The organism is Candidatus Chromulinivoraceae bacterium, assembly GCA_035478595.1.
GTDB lineage: Bacteria > Patescibacteriota > Saccharimonadia > Saccharimonadales > Saccharimonadaceae > CAMLKC01.
The window spans coordinates 1-16,487 of the sequence record DATIJL010000010.1 but is presented as its reverse complement, the minus strand read 5'-3'; the positions used below and the strand labels follow the sequence as shown (position 1 = coordinate 16,487).

The following is a 16,487-nucleotide window of genomic DNA, read 5'->3' as shown; positions in this document are numbered from 1 at the left end:
CTTCATCAGTTGGTCACCGCCGTATAGGTAATCGTCGTCGTGTAGTTACCTGATGGAACCGTTGAATTTGCACATACGCCATACCACGCCGTGGTGGTGGCAGCAGGATTAGCCGGGCTCGATGAAGAGGCTATCTGTGCAGGCGTCTGATTATTCGCTGGAACTCCTGCAAACGTCACACTCGGAATACTTCCGCTATTTTGAGTCGTCGTTGGACCCGCACCAAACGATCCCAAGCTATCAACTCGGTATCCCCACGTATTCATAGATAAGATAGCAGGAACTGCGGGTGTACCGCTCGAAGCTGTGATGTTGCCTACTCCACTCGTCATGGCATTACTTATTGAATTAGTCGTCATCGTCAGCGAGTAACCTGTCGTGCTATCGGTGAGCACAGAAACCCCATCACTCTGGACTGTGCACTTTCCAGCAGGAGTTGGCACCACGGCCATACTCGCAATGCCACTGCTCGTAAGAGTAATTGTACAAGAGCCGTAGTCACAGTTTCCGAAATTTCCACTTCCATACACAGTAGAATCGGTTGTATCAGCAAATACAGCCGTAGTCGCAAATAGCCCAAGCACTCCCATGGTGAGTCCGACGCCTACAATAACGAAACGTGCATACCGTAACATCTTATTTAAACCTCACCCTAATTCTCCGAACGGTCCATGTGAGGCCACCAGCACCCGTTGCCACTGTCGCCGTTGTCACCGCTGCTACAGTCAACACCGACCCGATAGACGGACGAGGATTTACCGAATTAGCTTCCGTAAGCGTAACAGCACTTTTCTCAGACGTGGCAGTTGCACCATCTTTCTCAGCTCTTAACTGAAGTGTATTGCCGCCTACGTGTAGTTCAACCACCGCTGCAAATTCTCCTTTTGTGGATGCTGAGATCTTTGCCACACTCACGTCATTTAGATATATAGTCACAACACTGTCTGACACCGCAGTTCCTACTACCCATACGCGACTACTGGCATAGATTTCTCCAGACGTTGGTTGCTTAATAACCGGTTCCGCGAGACTAGATCCTGGAGGGATTGTCACAAAAGACTGTCCTAGTGCATGTGGTATCACTGTAGCAAGGCTTGACTGTACACTTACTTTTACTTGCTGAGGATTCACCGCCACAACAGGAGCGTCCTGCTGAATCTGTGGCGTCCCGTCGCGGTGTACAATAATACTTTCCGATTCTTTCATAACACCGCAGCCATTTGCATTGCTTGCAACAACCGTGTTATCACCTGCGTGAAGCGAAACCTGAAGAGCATACGTTCCATCCGCAGCTGCAGTTGTGATTCCGTTCACGACACTGTCAGTGGTAACCGCCACAGGCAAGAAGGGCTGCGCACTTCCACTCAAAAGCACCGAGGCGTCTTGAGTCTTCAGACCCTTTATAGGTGAAAGGACAGTTGGTTTTAGAAAATCACCACAGATACTAGTCTGGACTTTTGTTGCCGCGAATACAGATAGCGAAGTGGATAGACCGATCGCGACAGCTAGCAAGAATACTACATAGATACTATTTTTTATGTATCGCCACACGTCTACTCCCCAAAACAATCACGATAATGAATGCAAGAAGTATAGAAATAGTCAGCAGTCTCATTGGAACACTAGCGATGAAAACATATCGAGTGGGAAGTTGCTCTGTTCTATTAAGATACGTCACTTCACCGCCTACCTTAAAGAGCCCGTAGGTTGCCCCATTATCCCAAGAAATAGGAATAGATCGTAACTTTTGCGGCAGTATCTCTGGATCACGCTCATAAGAAAATTTCTGCGCGCCAAAAAGATCGCTCACCGTAACCTTCACTTTTGCTTGATAATGAACTGAACCCGTATTTGCGAGTTTTAAGTCAGCAGTCATAGGTGCTTGCTGCAGCCAAGGAACGCTCCACGTATCTACGCTTCCAGCCTCTATAGCATTACCTGATATGCTCAGATATACAATCATCCCTACACGTTTGTGAGTGATCACTCCTGCGCTTCCCTTATCTGTCGTTTCCGCAAATACCGTTGCATAGTAACCACCAGCACCCGTTCCTTTGGGTACTGTAATCGTATAAGGGATAGTGTCCTGATTACCTACTTTTATCGTATTACCAGTTGTAGGAAAATTAAACCATTTCGTTATATCAGTAGCACCTTGGATAGGAGTGAAATAAGGCTGATAATCTTCTCCTGTAACGTTATATGGAGTTGCGTACACTTTGTACGTTACATCCAGCTCGCCTTGGTTAATAACGAGCATGTTGCCAGAATATGACCCGCCTGGTGCTGTTTCGACATCTACGGACGTAGGAGAAATCGTCAGGCCACCTGATGCAGCGTGCGCGTCGTGTGCAATCCCACCGCCTGCAACAATAAGGAGAGCAAGAAGTAATGAGCTCAGGCTATTACGGATCAAATGTTTCATGGTACATCTCCACTTAATTAGTTTGCTGTGGCGGTGTAGGTAACGCTATCGCTATAGGTACCAGTTGGCTGCGCGGTGTTTGCAGCCACACCATACCAAACAGTAGTAGTATCGTTGCTTGCAGTAGTTGCGGTCGTCTTTAACGTGTTAGGAGAGCCACTCGCTGGTAAGCCAGCAAATTTTAACGCACCAATCACCGCGCTACTTTGACCAGATGTTGGACCAACACCAAATCCTCCAAGACTATCTACACGGTAACCCCAGCTATTTGCAGCCTGGACAACTGGAGTTGTTTGAGTACCGGTTGACGCAGCGATAGTATTTGCACCAGACACCATAGTCGTCGTAGCATCAGAGTCTGCAAGTTGCAGGGTATAGCCAAGACTATCATTTGTGCTAACCGTTAATGTATCACTCGCTATCGTTTGAGCCCCGGCACCCGTTGGTGTAACGTTTGCAGTAATAGTACCGTTACTAGTGAAGACGCTAATAACCGAGCTAATCGCAGAATTGATTGTCGATGAAGTTGTTGCTGCGCCGGCAACTGTTGGTACAATAAATAGGCTCAAAATGAGCGCTAGACCAAAAAGTGAACTTTTATACTTTTTATATATTCGCATAATCTCTACCTACTACTCCTTATTCCCACTACTATATGCCCATTGTCTTGAGTATACTATATTGCTTATACTTCGTATATGATGTGATTTATATCACATGCACACATAATATGTGTTGCTTACGTTTATATGGAGCATAATACAATACTGAAGGAAATACAATCTTTAATTCCTTGCCGTAAGTGTCAAACAGTAAAGTCTTGAGTTTCTCCTTCGGCAATGGTACAATTTCCTCTGATACCGATGGGGTGTCGCCAAGTGGTAAGGCACTGGGTTCTGGTCCCAGCATTCGGGGGTTCGAATCCCTCCATCCCAGCCACGATTGTTAACAGAGGTAGTAACACGCATGTTTGCGTGTTACTTTTCGTTTCCCTCAGTACCACCTCTGTAAGCTGGGGTTCGAATCCCTTATGCCTCAAAAACATCCATCTTCTCAGTTATCCTAGGGCTCTTATTCCATATGCAAAATACCGAACAGCCACGAGATAAGATTCGTATCCGTCCGGTATTTAGTACAGAATGTCTTAAATGCTATGAGTGCGTTGGCAGCACTTCATATACCTCAATGCTGCCTTGCCCTGGAGCAACACTTGGCGCACCTTCGGCGAGTTTCTCGGCTTCGCTAAAATTCTCCGCTTCAACGACAACGAAGCCCGTGAGAAGGTTGTCGGCCGTTTTCTTACCATCCTTAGCGACACTCTTACCGCCAAATTTGAAAGCTTCAGCACCCTGAACAGCTGAACCCATCGAAGCGATCCAAGCGCCCCAAGCACCTGCCATCTTTTGAGCTTCTTCTGGTGGTAAAGTAGTCCAATCGAAAGCCTGGTTAGATTTGAATATTAAAGCGTATTTTGACATATGTTTAATCCTTTATTATTTAGTAGTTCCAAGTCCGATAATAGCAGATATTGTTTGCAAAATGCAAACATGTTATACTGCAATTATGTCAACGATGCAAAATAAGCAGCCCCGATCAGTTTGTCCTATCAATTACGCCGTTGAGCTTATTGGCGACAAGTGGAGCCTGCTGATTATTAGGGATATCGTCTACCTCGGTAAAAAAACACATGGGGAGTTTTTGCGGTCAGACGAAGGAATCGCCACGAACATATTGGCCGATCGACTATTACGTCTTGAGTGCCAAGGAATCATCAAAAAGAAGATCGATCCAAAAGATAAGCGACGTGAGATCTTTTCATTAACCTCACGCGGCTTGGGATTTATACCATTTCTTATCGACCTTCAGTTATGGAGCGGTGAGTTCGCGCCTGATTTTATTGCACCGCCAAGCCCTCCATTTGTAGCTGCGGTTAAGGAGAATCGTGAGAAAGTCATCGGCCAAGTTATTCGTGATGTAAAGCGGGGCAAATATGTCTTTGAGCGTAAGGAATGGCTTCCAGAGGGTGGTATCAATTCAATGGGCCTAGTGATGAAGAGTTGAAACAGGAAGAACTAGCTCTCGTAACAAAACAATAAGATTTCCAATATAGGAGTATGAATATGACAAAAGAACCGTATCAGAAGATAGATAATCACAAGTTTGGCTCATGGGCAGTCGTTACTGGCGCCTCCTCAGGCATTGGGGAGCAATTCGCCCGCCAGCTCGCAGCTAGCAACATCAACCTAGTACTTGTAGCTAGGCGACTGCCAGTTCTGAATAAGCTCGGTGATAGCCTCACAAAGGAATATGGCGTTTCGTATCGGGCGGTCAGGGTCGATCTTACAGACGAAAACTTTCTCAGTGACATCGTTAAAGCTACTAAGGATATTGAAGTTGGCTTAGTAGTTTCAAATGCTGGCGTCGGCGCTACCCGCGAATTTCTGACTGCCGACTTACCGACGTTGCTAGAAAGCGTGCGCGTGAATGTCTCGGCGCATGTTCAGCTAGCACACCACTTCGGTAAGCTAATGAGCAAACGCGGTCGAGGCGGAATCTTACTCGTCTCCTCGCTTATGGGCCTGCAGGGTGTGCCATATATGGCAGATTATGGTGCAGCTAAAGCATATATACTTAGCCTAGCCGAGGCATTACATGCTGAGTTGAAGCCATCTGGTGTTAATGTTGCAGCCCTATTACCTGGGCCGGTAGCCACGCCTATGCTGACAGAGCTAGGGTTGGCATCTCAAGATTCATCAATGAAGCCGATGTCGGCTGAACAATGTGCGGCAGAAGGCTTGAAAGCTATTACTTCAAATACCGCCGTGCGTATTCCAGGTGTTGCTAATCGAGTAATTTCTAAGCTACCTCGCTCGGTAGTGACTGGCATCTTGGGCAAAATGAACGCCAAGGTCTTAGCGAGTAGGAATGCCAAAACGTCAAAAGATTAGGTGACTCGAGCTGGTTACTGCGGCTAAGTTCATTTATGAATCAGCGTTATACTACTCATCGAGGAACCGCCCGAGCTTGGTGAAATGTAGCATTTGTGTCACGAGATAACGAGACTCGATACGTCGCATTATTTCGCAACTGTCATTTTGGGATAGGATATTGAGGGAGCCCTCATATAGAATGCCCTTATCAATGATTGCGAGCTTTCGATGATGGCCACCCGTAATGAGTACGGTTACACAGAGTTTCTGTAATTCAACGATAGTCTCCTCAGCCTGCCATCAAATAGCACGTGGGGTATACTTGGTACATGAACGATCCCAACCAAGAAACCATCCAAGCATATGAAAGCCACGTCCAGGACTATATCAACGGCACAGTACAAGACATGGGCGACGGCACTGTTAAAGACTGGATTGACGAGTTTTTAACTGATTTGCCCAAAACTGCTCGTATTCTTGAGTTTGGCAGCGCCTTCGGCCGCGATGCCGCGTATCTACAAAAACAAGGCTACACGGTTGAATGCACTGATGCGACGCAAGCCTTTGTTGACCTCCTCAACCAGAAAGGCTTTAGCGCTCGTCACCTTAACGCAATAACTGACGATCTGGGTGGCCCATACGATCTTGTTTTCGCTAACGCCGTACTAGTCCACTTCACTCGCGAAGAAACCAAGCAAGTATTGCATAAGGTGCTTGCTGCACTAGGTGAGCATGGTACTTTTGCCTTTACCGTCAAACAAGGTGAAGGCGAAAAGTGGTCAGAAGCATCAGAAGATAAACTCGGTGTTTCTCGCTATTTTTGCTACTGGACAGAAGATCAAATACGCCAAGTAGTACAGGAGGCGGGATTCTCCGAGGTAAAAGCCAGTGGTGACCAGCCAACTTCACGTGCCACATGGGTGCAAGTTATTGCGCGGAAGTAGCTAAACCATGAAACTTCATACCATTCGCCTCAAACCAGGTAAAGACCTTAAACTTGAGCTTGAGAATTTTGTAAAAGCTAAGAACATCCAAGCGGGTTTCATCATCACTTGTGTTGGCGGCCTGAGCCAAGCGTGTATGCGCATGGCCGGAGCACTGCCAGACAAGCAAGACATCCGAACCTATAAAGGTGACTATGAGATAACTTCACTGGTTGGTACTGTCGGCGTCAACGGCGTGCATCTCCACATGGCAATTTCAGACAGCGAGGGTAAAGGCTTCGGTGGCCACCTCAAGGAAGGTACTATCATTCACCCGACAGCAGAGATTGTGATTGGCGAGGACGAGCAAGCTACTTACACCCGCGAGTTGGATGAAGAAACTGGATTTCCTGAGCTAGTTGTATCGAGCAACAACAGCTAGCCTCTAACCGCGTGCTTGTACTCTGCAATCAGCGGTGCTAAATCAGGTACGCCGAACTTTTCGGCCATCTGCGCGAACTTCTCGCTCTTCTCTTGCCCGAATTTAGCAACTGTCTGTTTGTAGTGTTCAAAGGTATTGAAGTTGGGTGGTGTATTTTTGGAATGGAACTTGTCGGCATACATCACTAGCTCTTCTTCAATGGTTTCAGCTTCGTAATCTTGCAAGGGTAGCGGTAACTCTTGCTTTATGATGTCCTGCTTGGTCAGCCCTACGCCCGTATGGTGCGAGCCAAAACGCCAGATAATTTCGGAGAACCCTTCTTTTTTGAGAATTGTCTCACCGCGGATGCCATGCGTAATGTATGGCAAATCTTCTCGCTCTTTGCCGTCCGTGTCGAGCAGCTCATAGACACCAATGTCATGAAGCAGGCAGCCGACTTTGACCAGTTCCACATCAACGTCGAGATGTTTGTTAGCGATACATTGTTCGGCAATTTCGGATACGATCTTGCAATGCGTGAATACGAGATCAAACCCCGCGTCTGACGGCGCATACTTATGATGGAGGGCTTCGATTTGTTCTAGGGTGGGTAGGTTCATGAGGTTTATTTTAACAGATTCGAGTCAGTTTTTTGCGGTATAATTAGACCATGAAAGACCACGTCATTGCAAAAATGGAACTCGTGCTCAAGCGCTACGAAAAGCTAGGCTTAACGGCATCACCTTTCTACCAAGAGCTCAAGCACGACCTCACTAATGACAAGTGGCTTGATGAGATTGTAGATACTGTTACTAAAGTAAGGAATGGCGAAAAGATCTTTGATATTGTTGGGCAAATCACTGCCGCAGACAACGACCATCGCATTGTGACTATGTTCGCCGAATATGATACTGCTCGTCGCCTCACAGACTGGGCAAAGAGCTTCTTCGGTGCGTTTACTGATGCAGAGTACCTGCCGCGCAAAAACAAGAAACAGCCCGACTTCAAGGCATGGAATGGCGATAAAGTTCTCCCCGTCGAAACAAAGACATTAGGAGACTCGGCAGCCGTAATAGAAGCCGAGAAGTTTAACAACAAGTTCCTTAAGAAGATCAGCCAGGACGCACTGCCGCAGCTAGCAAGCTTCTACGAAGAAACGCCATTTGACGAGGGTATTATCTTCGTCTGGACGCAATCGCGCGTACAGTCAAGCAAAGATCGTCGCGTAGATGCGTACTGGGAGCTTCGACAGCGAGTCGAGCACGACATTGATATGAGTGGCCACGCATTCGACGTCAAGATTATTACGATGTTTACGAATCCGCTCGACTTGTGGGATTTTAGGTTAAAGGCCGGGGCGTAAGGAAGCTGCACCATACAATCAATGCAATTTGGGATGAAATGAGCGAATACTGATGCAGAAAGCGGTTTGAGACCATCCCTGATATAATAAACTCCATGAATGTTTATCTGGATATAGACGGGGTGTTACTCGTCAACGAAACTCACGCCGCAAACTATGCCGATGAGTTCTTGCAGGCTATCCTTGCAAAATACCCAGACTCCACTTATTGGCTCACGACTCACAACTGGAATGGTGAAAACCGCGCCAAAGCAGTGCTTGCCCCATATTTAAAACCTGAGACCGTAGAGCTTCTCGATAAAATAAAACCGACGAAGTGGAACGAACTCAAGACAGATGTCATTAACTTTGATGAAGATTTCCTTTGGTTTGATGACGATCTTTGGCCAAATGAACTGAATGTACTTGAGAAACATGAAGCAGTCCATAACTTCATCATGGTTGATCTCCATAAAGATCCCAACTTACTTGATAAGCTGGCGCGAGTAGTAAGCAATGGTTAGTTAATAACGTATTTAGTAGCTCCTGTGAATCGCAGCATTTCATCGGCAAGCGCTGATGACACTATGCGTCGCATTACCTCGCAGCTATCATTTTGCGAAAGTATGTTTAAGCTGCCTTCCCATAGAACATCATCAATAACTGCTAACTTTCGGTGATGCCTTACGGTGTAGAGCACTCTTACACCTAATTCTTGCATTGCTTGGATGCCGTCAATGGCTTGGCCGATATACTCACCATCATGCTCATCAGGACATCGCGTATTGACCGTGACTTCTATATCTCTATAGCGTAGCCCCTCAAAAATTGGCAACAATTCGTCGATGCGTCTCTTAGTTATGAACGGACTTTCAATATAGACACGCCGTCTTGCATATCGCATGTCGCTAGTAAACGTTTTGTAGAAAGTTTCGTTATTAAAAAGTTGAGAGGCACATAATCCTTGCGTGTCAGTCGTGCGGGAGAATAGTCTAAACATCGCTATTCTCCTCGTCTTCATCATCCTCTTTTTCGATAATATTTAGGCTATCTACCCCTATTAAAGTTCTATAATCGTTCTTTATGCCCAGCCATGAGATTATTACATAGGTAAAGGCGTTTGAAATATAACGTCTTTATTTTTGGTTTATTTTTCTAATCTGTGCATGGGTTCGAATCCTTTATGGCGACCAACGGTATTTTTTGAACACCGGATTAATGTATACTACATGGTATGACTGCAGAACGATACACTTTGCGTGCCGTGCTTACATATTACTAGTTAAGTTTATAATTTACAGAGACTGAACAACATCAGTTGATTTTGGCGTGTAGTGAGTAGCGAGTCGAGGCAGTTCATATAGCCAGCCTTAAGCTTAGCGTTTCGGTACAAATACCTTGCTTATCCCGTTATCTTCAAACAGCCGGGTGTCTCTAGCCTGTGTGTTAGTGGAAACCCTATAAGTTTCTGCGTAAGTCCTAACAAATACAAATTCATACTAGGAGTGTTAGATGTCTAAAAGAATTGAAATCATGAAACCCGGCCTAGGTCTGGGCGGGGCAACTTTCGATGTTGCAGCTGTCGGCGAAGCTTTACACTCCGGCCTAGGACACGACGTTCATCTGACTGCCGGTACTATTGATGAGGCTAGCCGAAGATTTCTTGCTAGTCGCGCCCTGTTGGACGTTACTATTATCCCAGAGCTAGACAGATTCCATCCCGATCATTCCGTAGAAAGGTTGGACTCGATTGTACGTGCTCATGACCAAGAAACAGTCATGTTCAACCAGGCCTTTCAAAGTGGACCATTCGCTTTGGCTGCATTACGACGGGCTCTACGCGTCGAGCCGCGGCGCTCTGTCTTGATGGTTCCTAACGATTTTCCAACCAGCCAATTCGAGATGCTCGAAGCTATGCCTCAAGGGGTAAAATGCTGGGTCGTTAACCCCGGATACATCCCGTTTTTGTCACAATATAACGATGGGCTAGACTATGGCACTTTACCATCGCCTCTGGATGTTAAGCGCTTTCGCCCCGAGTCTACAGAGCAAACAGCTGCCATTAGAGCTCAGGTTCGATCCCGTCATGGCGTCACAGATGAAGACATCATGCTTTTCCAACCCACTCGCGTTCACCCGCAAAAAGATCTGAAGCTTAGTGTAGACTTTGCGTGTGAACTACAGGTCAAGAGTGGGCGGACTGTTCGCCTAGTGGTTGCGGGCGGCAATGAAGTTTTAGAAGATTCTCGACGGTTCCAAACTGAAGTTGAGGCATATGCTCAAGCCAAAGGCTATACCAGTCTAGTACTAGTGGGTGGAATTGCCGATGCTAACGGTCGGGGTAATAGGATGAGTGACTACTTTTGGGCGGCAGACGCTGCCATTATGCCGTCAGCGATTGATGCTGCACCAAATACTCTCGGCGAAGCTGCATACTGCGGCTTGCCAATTGTCACCACAAAATTTGGCGATGCTTTTCTTGAGGACACTTTCACTCCGCTGTACGGTCAATTTGATACGACGCTGATAAGTCGTGACGAGCCATTGGCTCCGAAAGCCGAAGCGTTGTTAACGTTGTTTGATACTCCAAACTTGCTGGCCACAAGTATTGAACATAACCACCAGTTGTCCAAGGCCTTCAGCGTGGAAACTTTACCAGATCTACTTCGGATCTTAATGGCCTAGACTAGTGATTAGATGGAAGTTAAGGTAGGGAATTCAGAGTTGAACCCTTAGACATGAAAATGATTTTATATTTCAGGTTCTACATTTTAGGCTGTATAAAATACAGAGGGATTTAACAAGTGAGTGGAGTCAGGGGAAAGAGTATAAACATAAATTCCTCGAAATACTATTTTATTTAAGAATGAAAACGGCCCCCGAAGCGGCTCAACGAAGGAGCAAAGTCGCTTCGGTGCCGTTTCGGGGGCTTAGAGCCCTATCGAGGCTGCCCTAGTCCTTCTCTGTTGGCCAGCCCCAGGGCATCCTGCTGGCCCGTCCCGCGCCGACGACGGCTCCGACGGCGACCGAGATCGCTCAGGTGGTCAACGGCCCGGCGAAGTTCGAACGCCCTTCGGCCATGGAGTACGTCGCCAAGACGGACTCCTGCATCGTCGGCGGCATCGTGACGTCCGCCGAGTGGCACGCCGGCGGCAAGATCGTCGCCGTCGGTAGCGTCGACGGCAAGACCGTGGACTACACGACCTTCGGGTTCAAGTCCGACACCGGTCAGGTGTTCACCGTCTCCAAGAACGGGGCGCTCTACACCGCGCCGGGCGAGAACCTGGGGCTGCTGCGGAGAGCACAGTAGTGGGTGCCATGGAAGCTGCACCGGTTAGGGCAAGAACAAGCCATGTAGCGGGATACAAATGGGTGACTTATGGCGACAAAAGCGATTGTCATATCAATCGATACGCTATGAGTCACCCATGAATCATCCAACGCCATTCTATCATTTCTTGCTGCTACATATCACCTCAGACCTCAAAAACATTCAGAACTGGGGCGATACCACAGCACGTTTCATCTGCGGTGATGAAGTGATATTACTTACGAACCTTAGAAGGTGGCTATCCTTATACACAACGAATGTGCAAATGCAATTCAGTACACCGGGGACCAGACGCAGTTTTCGCGTCCAGCCCCCGGCAGGGATGGGTTAGACGCCAGCGACGCACTCGTATGCGCCGCAGACGATGACGGTGGCGTCGGCGATCGTCACCGGGGTCAGGACGTTCAGATTGAAGTCCATGTCCGCAGCCACGTCCGACAAGACACGCCGGATGAAGACGTCGTGCGCCTCCTTATTCAGCCAGCTCTCGACCAGGACCAGCTGCCCGTCGTTCTCGAACGCGACGAGCACTGTCGGACGAGCGATCCGCTGGGCCGAGTCGTAGCCAGCAGCCAGTGGGGTCGCCACGCCGGCGAACAAAACGGCCAGCTGGCTGTTCGCCTCGTCGGTCGCGGTCATACCACTGACGCCTTCGGACGTTCGGATAGCCATGCCGTACTTGTTACCCATGATCTTCCCTTCATTGGGACCGCACGGATTGCGGTTTGTAAATAATAACATTAAAACCAATAAATGCAACCTTAGTGATGGTGTACTTTATGTAATCAAAGGACAAAATGTTCACATCGCAAAAATGCAGCAATACCGCACGTCTTATCCTTTATGTTGATCAGCCACACCCACGCTGATACAATGTCAAAGTTCTGCAACGCCAAAGAAGGAGTGGGTGAAATGCCTATCTGGCCAGGCCGAGGCAACCCTCGGGACAACTACAGTTCCAAAAAGGACGGAGAGTATACGGCGGTCAGTACATGTCCCGTCTGCAAGACCAAGTATACCGGACGCAGCAGGCGCAGCCAGGCTAACGCGCAAAGCGGCGCCACCAGGCAAGCTAATGCGTGCGCACGACGGGATGATAAGAAAGCGGAGTAGCAACCGTTGTAGCCAAGTGCTGACAAGTAGGTAGCTGTCGCTCAGAACGACCACGTGCACATGGTCAGGTGCACGTGGTCAATTTTCACAGCAACAGTCCCATATACAGGATACCGAATGTGGATCTATCATTTATTGCAGATTCTAAATTTGATGATTAACATCACAATGTCTCATGTAAATTATGCGACCTTCAGATATAACTTAGTCGCTAGGCGCCCCTTGCCTTAGCCGAGAAGGTGATCATTATAACCAAGGCGGCTCATGCGCTTTGTGAGATACTAAGGAACATATGCATTATACTGAAGGTATGCCTAAACGATTGCAGGTAATAAGGATTGGTAAGTTTACCATAAAGATACGGTCATTCGTGGTGTTGGCCGCCTGCTTCTTGATGCTGATCGGCGCTGGTACTGGTTTTATAGTGATGCGTCATTTGTCACGACAAACAACAAAACAGTCGACTGCGCATAATGGCTCTCGTACGACAGATGTATCTGCCCCTTCGTCTGCAACCATGCAAAAAGACAACACAAAGCAGCCCTCGGTAGGTGGTGGGTCAAAAACAGGGACGAGTGGAAGCGCGTCAGGCTCAAAGACAACTACCAGTAAGGGCTCTGGCGGTAGTTCGTCGGCGACATCATCAGGGTCATCTGGCAGTGGCTCGTCGAGTTCAGGCGGCGGATCTCAGATCCCTGCACCTTCACCTCCAGGGCCTTTAAGCGCGCTTTCGGTTAGCAGCCTTACGGCAACTGCAAGTCCAATCAGCTCCACGCAGTGCCATATTAATCAATCTATATCGTTTAGTACTACTGGTAGCGGGAATGTCTCGGTGACCTGGTTGGTATATAGCAACCATACTGCGTCGGCAGCCTATAATCCGGTTGTACATACTTTCACAGCAGCGGGTACGCAGTCTGACAGTACCAGCTCATCATGGCAGGGATTAGAATCAGGGGATAGCTACAGGGTAAGCGCCTTGTTGACAAGTGGTTCGATAACGCAAATGGCGAGCCCGATTACGATCAGTAGTTGCGCGAGCGCTCAATCACTTCAGGCGCCAAACCAGGCATCATATATGAGTAGCCCTGTCGCGGGTAGTAGCCTTGTTATTAATCAGAATGCTGACTCTCTTTTTACAAATAGTTGTTCTATGAACTTGCAGGCTAGCTTTAGCGTAAATGGGCCGGGGAGCGTGCAGCCGGTGTATGTCATTACGAGTAGCAGCTCGATAGGAGCCACACTGTACTCACAGAATCAGTGGAGCTTTACAGGGCCTGGCAGTGCAACGGATAGCTCATACATTCGAATGCCCCATTTACCAAGTGGATTGTATAGCGTTACTGTGAAGCTGAACGTGCTTGGTGACCCATCGCATTCATCAACATATGGACCGGTAGCTAGCGCCTGCTCTTAGTAAGATAGATGTCAGAGTCGTCTTAGGTTGCGCCACAATCTTAGCAATCATCAGCCACATATTAGATTAGATTTACTTTTAAGCGTTATTATGATATAATAAGAATATACTCTGGGAAGTAAAATGCCGTCGAGCAACTGACTTATTGACCTTAACGCTCATTTTTCAGATAAATCCCTACGAGGAGGCCAACGGACAAAACCCATCAGGAGTATCGTATGTCTAACATCTTCGCCCGTATCGCCGGTGCACCGCCCTCGCCATTCCTGCAAGAGGTGCGAGAGGCCCGAGCGGCGGTTGAGGCTCGTCTCCGAAAGCGCGACGACCGCACGGATGTACAAATCATCATCGCCGATAAGAAGCCCATCACCATCTGGATGCAGCGTGGCTTCGAAGGAAGCGCGTTCACCTACATGGTGACCGATGGCACGCCTATCCAAGGAGAGCTCACCGGACATCAGCGCATCATCCGTGACGGAACGTTCGCCATCGAGATCATCGAAACTCGGCTACGGATCACGGCCGTCAAGGCTCACGTGAGGCCAGGCTGTAATATGCAGCAAGTCCAAGCGCTGATGCTCGAGGCCGACAAGACGCGTAGTCGACTCCGCGCGATAAGCAAGCCCGCTTCAGACGCGGATCGCACCATCGAAATGGTGATCGAGAGAGTCTAAAGTGTAGTAGCGGCCATGATGTTAGACTGGCCCGTCTCTTAATGAGGCGGGCCAGTTTTCATTTTCTTAAGACGACAACATACTCATAAATCGAGCAATCACTCCTCGTTGCGGTTGTAGCCAACGTGCAATGTCCGCTACTACAGCTGGATCAACATGCTGCGGCGCACCATACTCTGCGGGCGTTGAACGACCCTTGCCGGGAAAGAAAAGGTGATTGTCGGCTTTATATATTCGAATCTTAACGTTAGGGTTCTGGCTGAGGCCCGCCTTCCACCGTGAGAGATCATCCTCAACCGTCACTTGGTAATCTCGACCGCCCTGCAAGATGAACATCGGTTTTTCCAGTGCCACTGCCGTAGCAACCGGATCGTAATCGCGCACACTCAGCCAATACGCGCCCGAAAAACCAAAAGGTAGCTCGCTTGCTGGGGTTGAAATTGATAGCTGAGAGCTATCCACTAGCGCGGCTTGTTTTTCTATCGTAGCAACGGCAGATTTGGTAGAAGCAGTAGAGTTGAGAGTATCAACATATCGCGCCACACGAACAGCGGCTTGCTGCATTGGCTGAGCATCTCCCGCCATAATCACAAGCCCAGCTACCGACGGCTCGGCCGCGGCAATCTGTGGAGCCACTTTGCCGCCCATGCTATGACCCAAGATAAAAATTTTGTGTATGTCCACGTCCCGTTGTTGTTGAAGCATATGAACTCCGGCCACTGCGTGGGGTACATACTCATCCATCATAGTAAACTTCGGTGACGCAGCCACTTGACTATGCACGTAGTTCACTTTGTCAAAGCGCAGCACGGCAATACCGCGACTAGCCAGACCCCAAGCAATGTCCTTGAGGGGCTTATTAGCTCCGTCCGTTTCGTCTCTATCAAATGGGCCACCGCCACCAAGTAACACAACCCCCGGGTAAGGACCTGACCCGACAGGAATACTTATGGTTGCTCCTACATCAAGAGAATCGGCCGTTACCGTCACCTCATGTTCGGTGAATCTCCTCAATTTAGCATATGAAGGTTCCGACCATTCCGCCGCAGCAGGAGCAAGTCGAAGGCCATTGAGTAAGCCCTGATCATCAATAGACATGAATATCACGAGCTCGCCATGCTCAAACACGACAGGCGTACGTATCCGGACGCCTTGGTCAGTTTGCTCAGCTGTTGACTCGCCAATGTGTGTAACTGCTCCGCTCTTGCTTACTTCACTCGACCAAGCAGTGTGGACTGTTTCAGCAGAGGCGACGGCTCTGAGTTGAGGCGAAAAGAGACTCTCGACCTCCTTAAAGCGTTCATCCTTCATTATGCCCGCGACCTTTATCGCAATTGCCTTAGCCTCTGTTTCCGTCATACACGCCCTCCATGGTTACACAAATAGTTCTCTCCTTATTGTATAGAAATAATATTTATATACAATGTAGTTTCACGCATATGTGAAACTATTGAATAAGAATGCTACACAAGGTAAACTAACGACATGAACAAAGAGTCGCTGGCATTCATCGAAAAAGTAGGTATATTCGGAGCCCAGAATGGTACTCCCCGCAGCGTCTCGCGTATCATCGGCTATCTTCTTATTTGTGAACCTGCAGCGCAATCCGCCAAGCAAATTCAAGAAGGCCTACATCTTTCAGCCGGAGCCGTGAGCAACGCACTCTCGCTCTTAAAAAGAGCAGGTATGATTCGGCCTGTAAGCATTGGAGGCACGAGGAGCCTACTTTACGAAATTGACCCTAAAAGCTGGAAGCACGGTCGACGCGTTGGTCGGGCTCCTAAACATATAGGACACTAATATCCAGTGTAGCATTCTCGTAGCCTGGAATGCCTTGGAGGTATTCCACGGGCGTCAGCATGCGGAGCATGCTGTGCGGCCGGTAGAAATTGTAATCCAGACAATCTTCAA

General features: G+C 48.2%; 20 protein-coding genes and 1 tRNA gene. 12 read left to right on the top strand and 9 right to left on the bottom strand.

The annotated features are described in order from the left end of the window. Positions 1 to 5 precede the first annotated feature (5 nt). From VLG36_02250 to VLG36_02235, 4 genes are read right to left on the bottom strand one after another with little or no spacing between them, the layout of a single operon-like run. Positions 6 to 635, bottom strand: a complete 630-nt coding sequence (locus VLG36_02250; GenBank protein ID HSW77594.1) for a hypothetical protein — start codon at positions 633 to 635, stop codon at positions 6 to 8. A gap of 1 nt (position 636) precedes the next feature. Beyond that, the gene (locus VLG36_02245) at positions 637 to 1,551 is read right to left on the bottom strand and encodes a hypothetical protein (GenBank protein HSW77593.1); all 915 of its coding nucleotides are present in this window, start codon (positions 1,549 to 1,551) and stop codon (positions 637 to 639) included. After that, positions 1,529 to 2,425: a hypothetical protein gene (locus VLG36_02240; protein ID HSW77592.1), complete on the bottom strand. Its 897-nt coding sequence runs from the start codon at positions 2,423 to 2,425 to the stop codon at positions 1,529 to 1,531. Before VLG36_02240 ends, VLG36_02245 begins: the two co-directional genes overlap by 23 nt. A 17-nt stretch (positions 2,426 to 2,442) precedes the next feature. Continuing rightward, positions 2,443 to 3,045, bottom strand: coding sequence for a hypothetical protein (locus tag VLG36_02235; protein HSW77591.1), 603 nt, complete (start codon positions 3,043 to 3,045; stop codon positions 2,443 to 2,445). Between the two features lie 244 nt (positions 3,046 to 3,289). Here VLG36_02235 and VLG36_02230 point away from each other — a divergent pair. Beyond that, positions 3,290 to 3,364, top strand: a tRNA-Gln gene (locus VLG36_02230). Positions 3,365 to 3,576: 212 nt separating this feature from the next. Here the strand turns inward: VLG36_02230 and VLG36_02225 are convergent. Next, positions 3,577 to 3,903, bottom strand: a complete 327-nt coding sequence (locus tag VLG36_02225) for a YciI family protein (protein HSW77590.1) — start codon at positions 3,901 to 3,903, stop codon at positions 3,577 to 3,579. An 85-nt stretch (positions 3,904 to 3,988) separates the two neighbouring features. Here VLG36_02225 and VLG36_02220 point away from each other — a divergent pair, with 85 nt between their 5' ends. The 4 genes from VLG36_02220 (at position 3,989) to VLG36_02205 (ending at position 6,720) form a co-directional block, all read left to right on the top strand. Then, positions 3,989 to 4,486, top strand: coding sequence for a helix-turn-helix domain-containing protein (locus VLG36_02220; GenBank protein HSW77589.1), 498 nt, complete (start codon positions 3,989 to 3,991; stop codon positions 4,484 to 4,486). Positions 4,487 to 4,545: 59 nt separating this feature from the next. Next, a complete protein-coding gene (locus VLG36_02215) occupies positions 4,546 to 5,373 on the top strand; it encodes an SDR family NAD(P)-dependent oxidoreductase (GenBank protein ID HSW77588.1) in 828 nt (275 codons plus the stop codon). A gap of 311 nt (positions 5,374 to 5,684) precedes the next feature. Further along, complete coding sequence (locus tag VLG36_02210; GenBank protein HSW77587.1) at positions 5,685 to 6,299, top strand: methyltransferase domain-containing protein; 615 nt, start codon at positions 5,685 to 5,687, stop codon at positions 6,297 to 6,299. Positions 6,300 to 6,306: 7 nt separating this feature from the next. After that, positions 6,307 to 6,720, top strand: a complete 414-nt coding sequence (locus VLG36_02205; protein ID HSW77586.1) for a PPC domain-containing DNA-binding protein — start codon at positions 6,307 to 6,309, stop codon at positions 6,718 to 6,720. On the opposite strand, the gene VLG36_02200 is transcribed toward VLG36_02205, so the two are convergent. Next, on the bottom strand, positions 6,717 to 7,319 hold the full coding sequence (locus VLG36_02200) for an HD domain-containing protein (protein ID HSW77585.1): 603 nt from the start codon (positions 7,317 to 7,319) through the stop codon (positions 6,717 to 6,719). The two genes, VLG36_02205 and VLG36_02200, sit on opposite strands and share 4 nt — an antisense overlap. A 50-nt stretch (positions 7,320 to 7,369) precedes the next feature. Here VLG36_02200 and VLG36_02195 point away from each other — a divergent pair, with 50 nt between their 5' ends. Then, positions 7,370 to 8,062, top strand: a complete 693-nt coding sequence (locus tag VLG36_02195) for a hypothetical protein (protein HSW77584.1) — start codon at positions 7,370 to 7,372, stop codon at positions 8,060 to 8,062. Between the two features lie 95 nt (positions 8,063 to 8,157). Next, a complete protein-coding gene (locus VLG36_02190; GenBank protein ID HSW77583.1) occupies positions 8,158 to 8,565 on the top strand; it encodes a hypothetical protein in 408 nt (135 codons plus the stop codon). Here VLG36_02190 and VLG36_02185 read toward each other — a convergent pair. After that, positions 8,562 to 8,945 carry a hypothetical protein gene (locus VLG36_02185; protein HSW77582.1) on the bottom strand — a complete coding sequence of 128 codons (384 nt, stop codon included), beginning with the start codon at positions 8,943 to 8,945 and terminating at the stop codon, positions 8,562 to 8,564. The two genes, VLG36_02190 and VLG36_02185, sit on opposite strands and share 4 nt — an antisense overlap. A gap of 608 nt (positions 8,946 to 9,553) precedes the next feature. Here VLG36_02185 and VLG36_02180 point away from each other — a divergent pair. Next, entirely contained in the window at positions 9,554 to 10,726 is a 1,173-nt protein-coding gene (locus tag VLG36_02180; protein HSW77581.1) for a glycosyltransferase, read from the top strand. 394 nt (positions 10,727 to 11,120) lie between these two features. Beyond that, positions 11,121 to 11,351 carry a hypothetical protein gene (locus VLG36_02175; protein HSW77580.1) on the top strand — a complete coding sequence of 77 codons (231 nt, stop codon included), beginning with the start codon at positions 11,121 to 11,123 and terminating at the stop codon, positions 11,349 to 11,351. 348 nt (positions 11,352 to 11,699) lie between these two features. Here the strand turns inward: VLG36_02175 and VLG36_02170 are convergent, their stop codons facing one another. Beyond that, positions 11,700 to 12,062, bottom strand: coding sequence for a hypothetical protein (locus VLG36_02170; protein ID HSW77579.1), 363 nt, complete (start codon positions 12,060 to 12,062; stop codon positions 11,700 to 11,702). Between the two features lie 733 nt (positions 12,063 to 12,795). On the opposite strand from VLG36_02170, the gene VLG36_02165 reads away from it, so the two are divergent. Together VLG36_02165 and VLG36_02160 are read left to right on the top strand one after the other, a co-directional pair. Continuing rightward, positions 12,796 to 13,902 carry a hypothetical protein gene (locus VLG36_02165; protein ID HSW77578.1) on the top strand — a complete coding sequence of 369 codons (1,107 nt, stop codon included), beginning with the start codon at positions 12,796 to 12,798 and terminating at the stop codon, positions 13,900 to 13,902. Positions 13,903 to 14,120: 218 nt separating this feature from the next. Beyond that, on the top strand, positions 14,121 to 14,576 hold the full coding sequence (locus VLG36_02160; GenBank protein ID HSW77577.1) for a hypothetical protein: 456 nt from the start codon (positions 14,121 to 14,123) through the stop codon (positions 14,574 to 14,576). Between the two features lie 66 nt (positions 14,577 to 14,642). Here the strand turns inward: VLG36_02160 and VLG36_02155 are convergent, their stop codons facing one another. After that, positions 14,643 to 15,935 carry an alpha/beta fold hydrolase gene (locus VLG36_02155; protein HSW77576.1) on the bottom strand — a complete coding sequence of 431 codons (1,293 nt, stop codon included), beginning with the start codon at positions 15,933 to 15,935 and terminating at the stop codon, positions 14,643 to 14,645. A gap of 126 nt (positions 15,936 to 16,061) precedes the next feature. On the opposite strand from VLG36_02155, the gene VLG36_02150 reads away from it, so the two are divergent. Next, positions 16,062 to 16,376 (top strand): hypothetical protein, encoded by a 315-nt coding sequence (locus tag VLG36_02150; GenBank protein HSW77575.1) that lies wholly within the window; start codon positions 16,062 to 16,064, stop codon positions 16,374 to 16,376. Positions 16,377 to 16,487 lie beyond the last annotated feature (111 nt).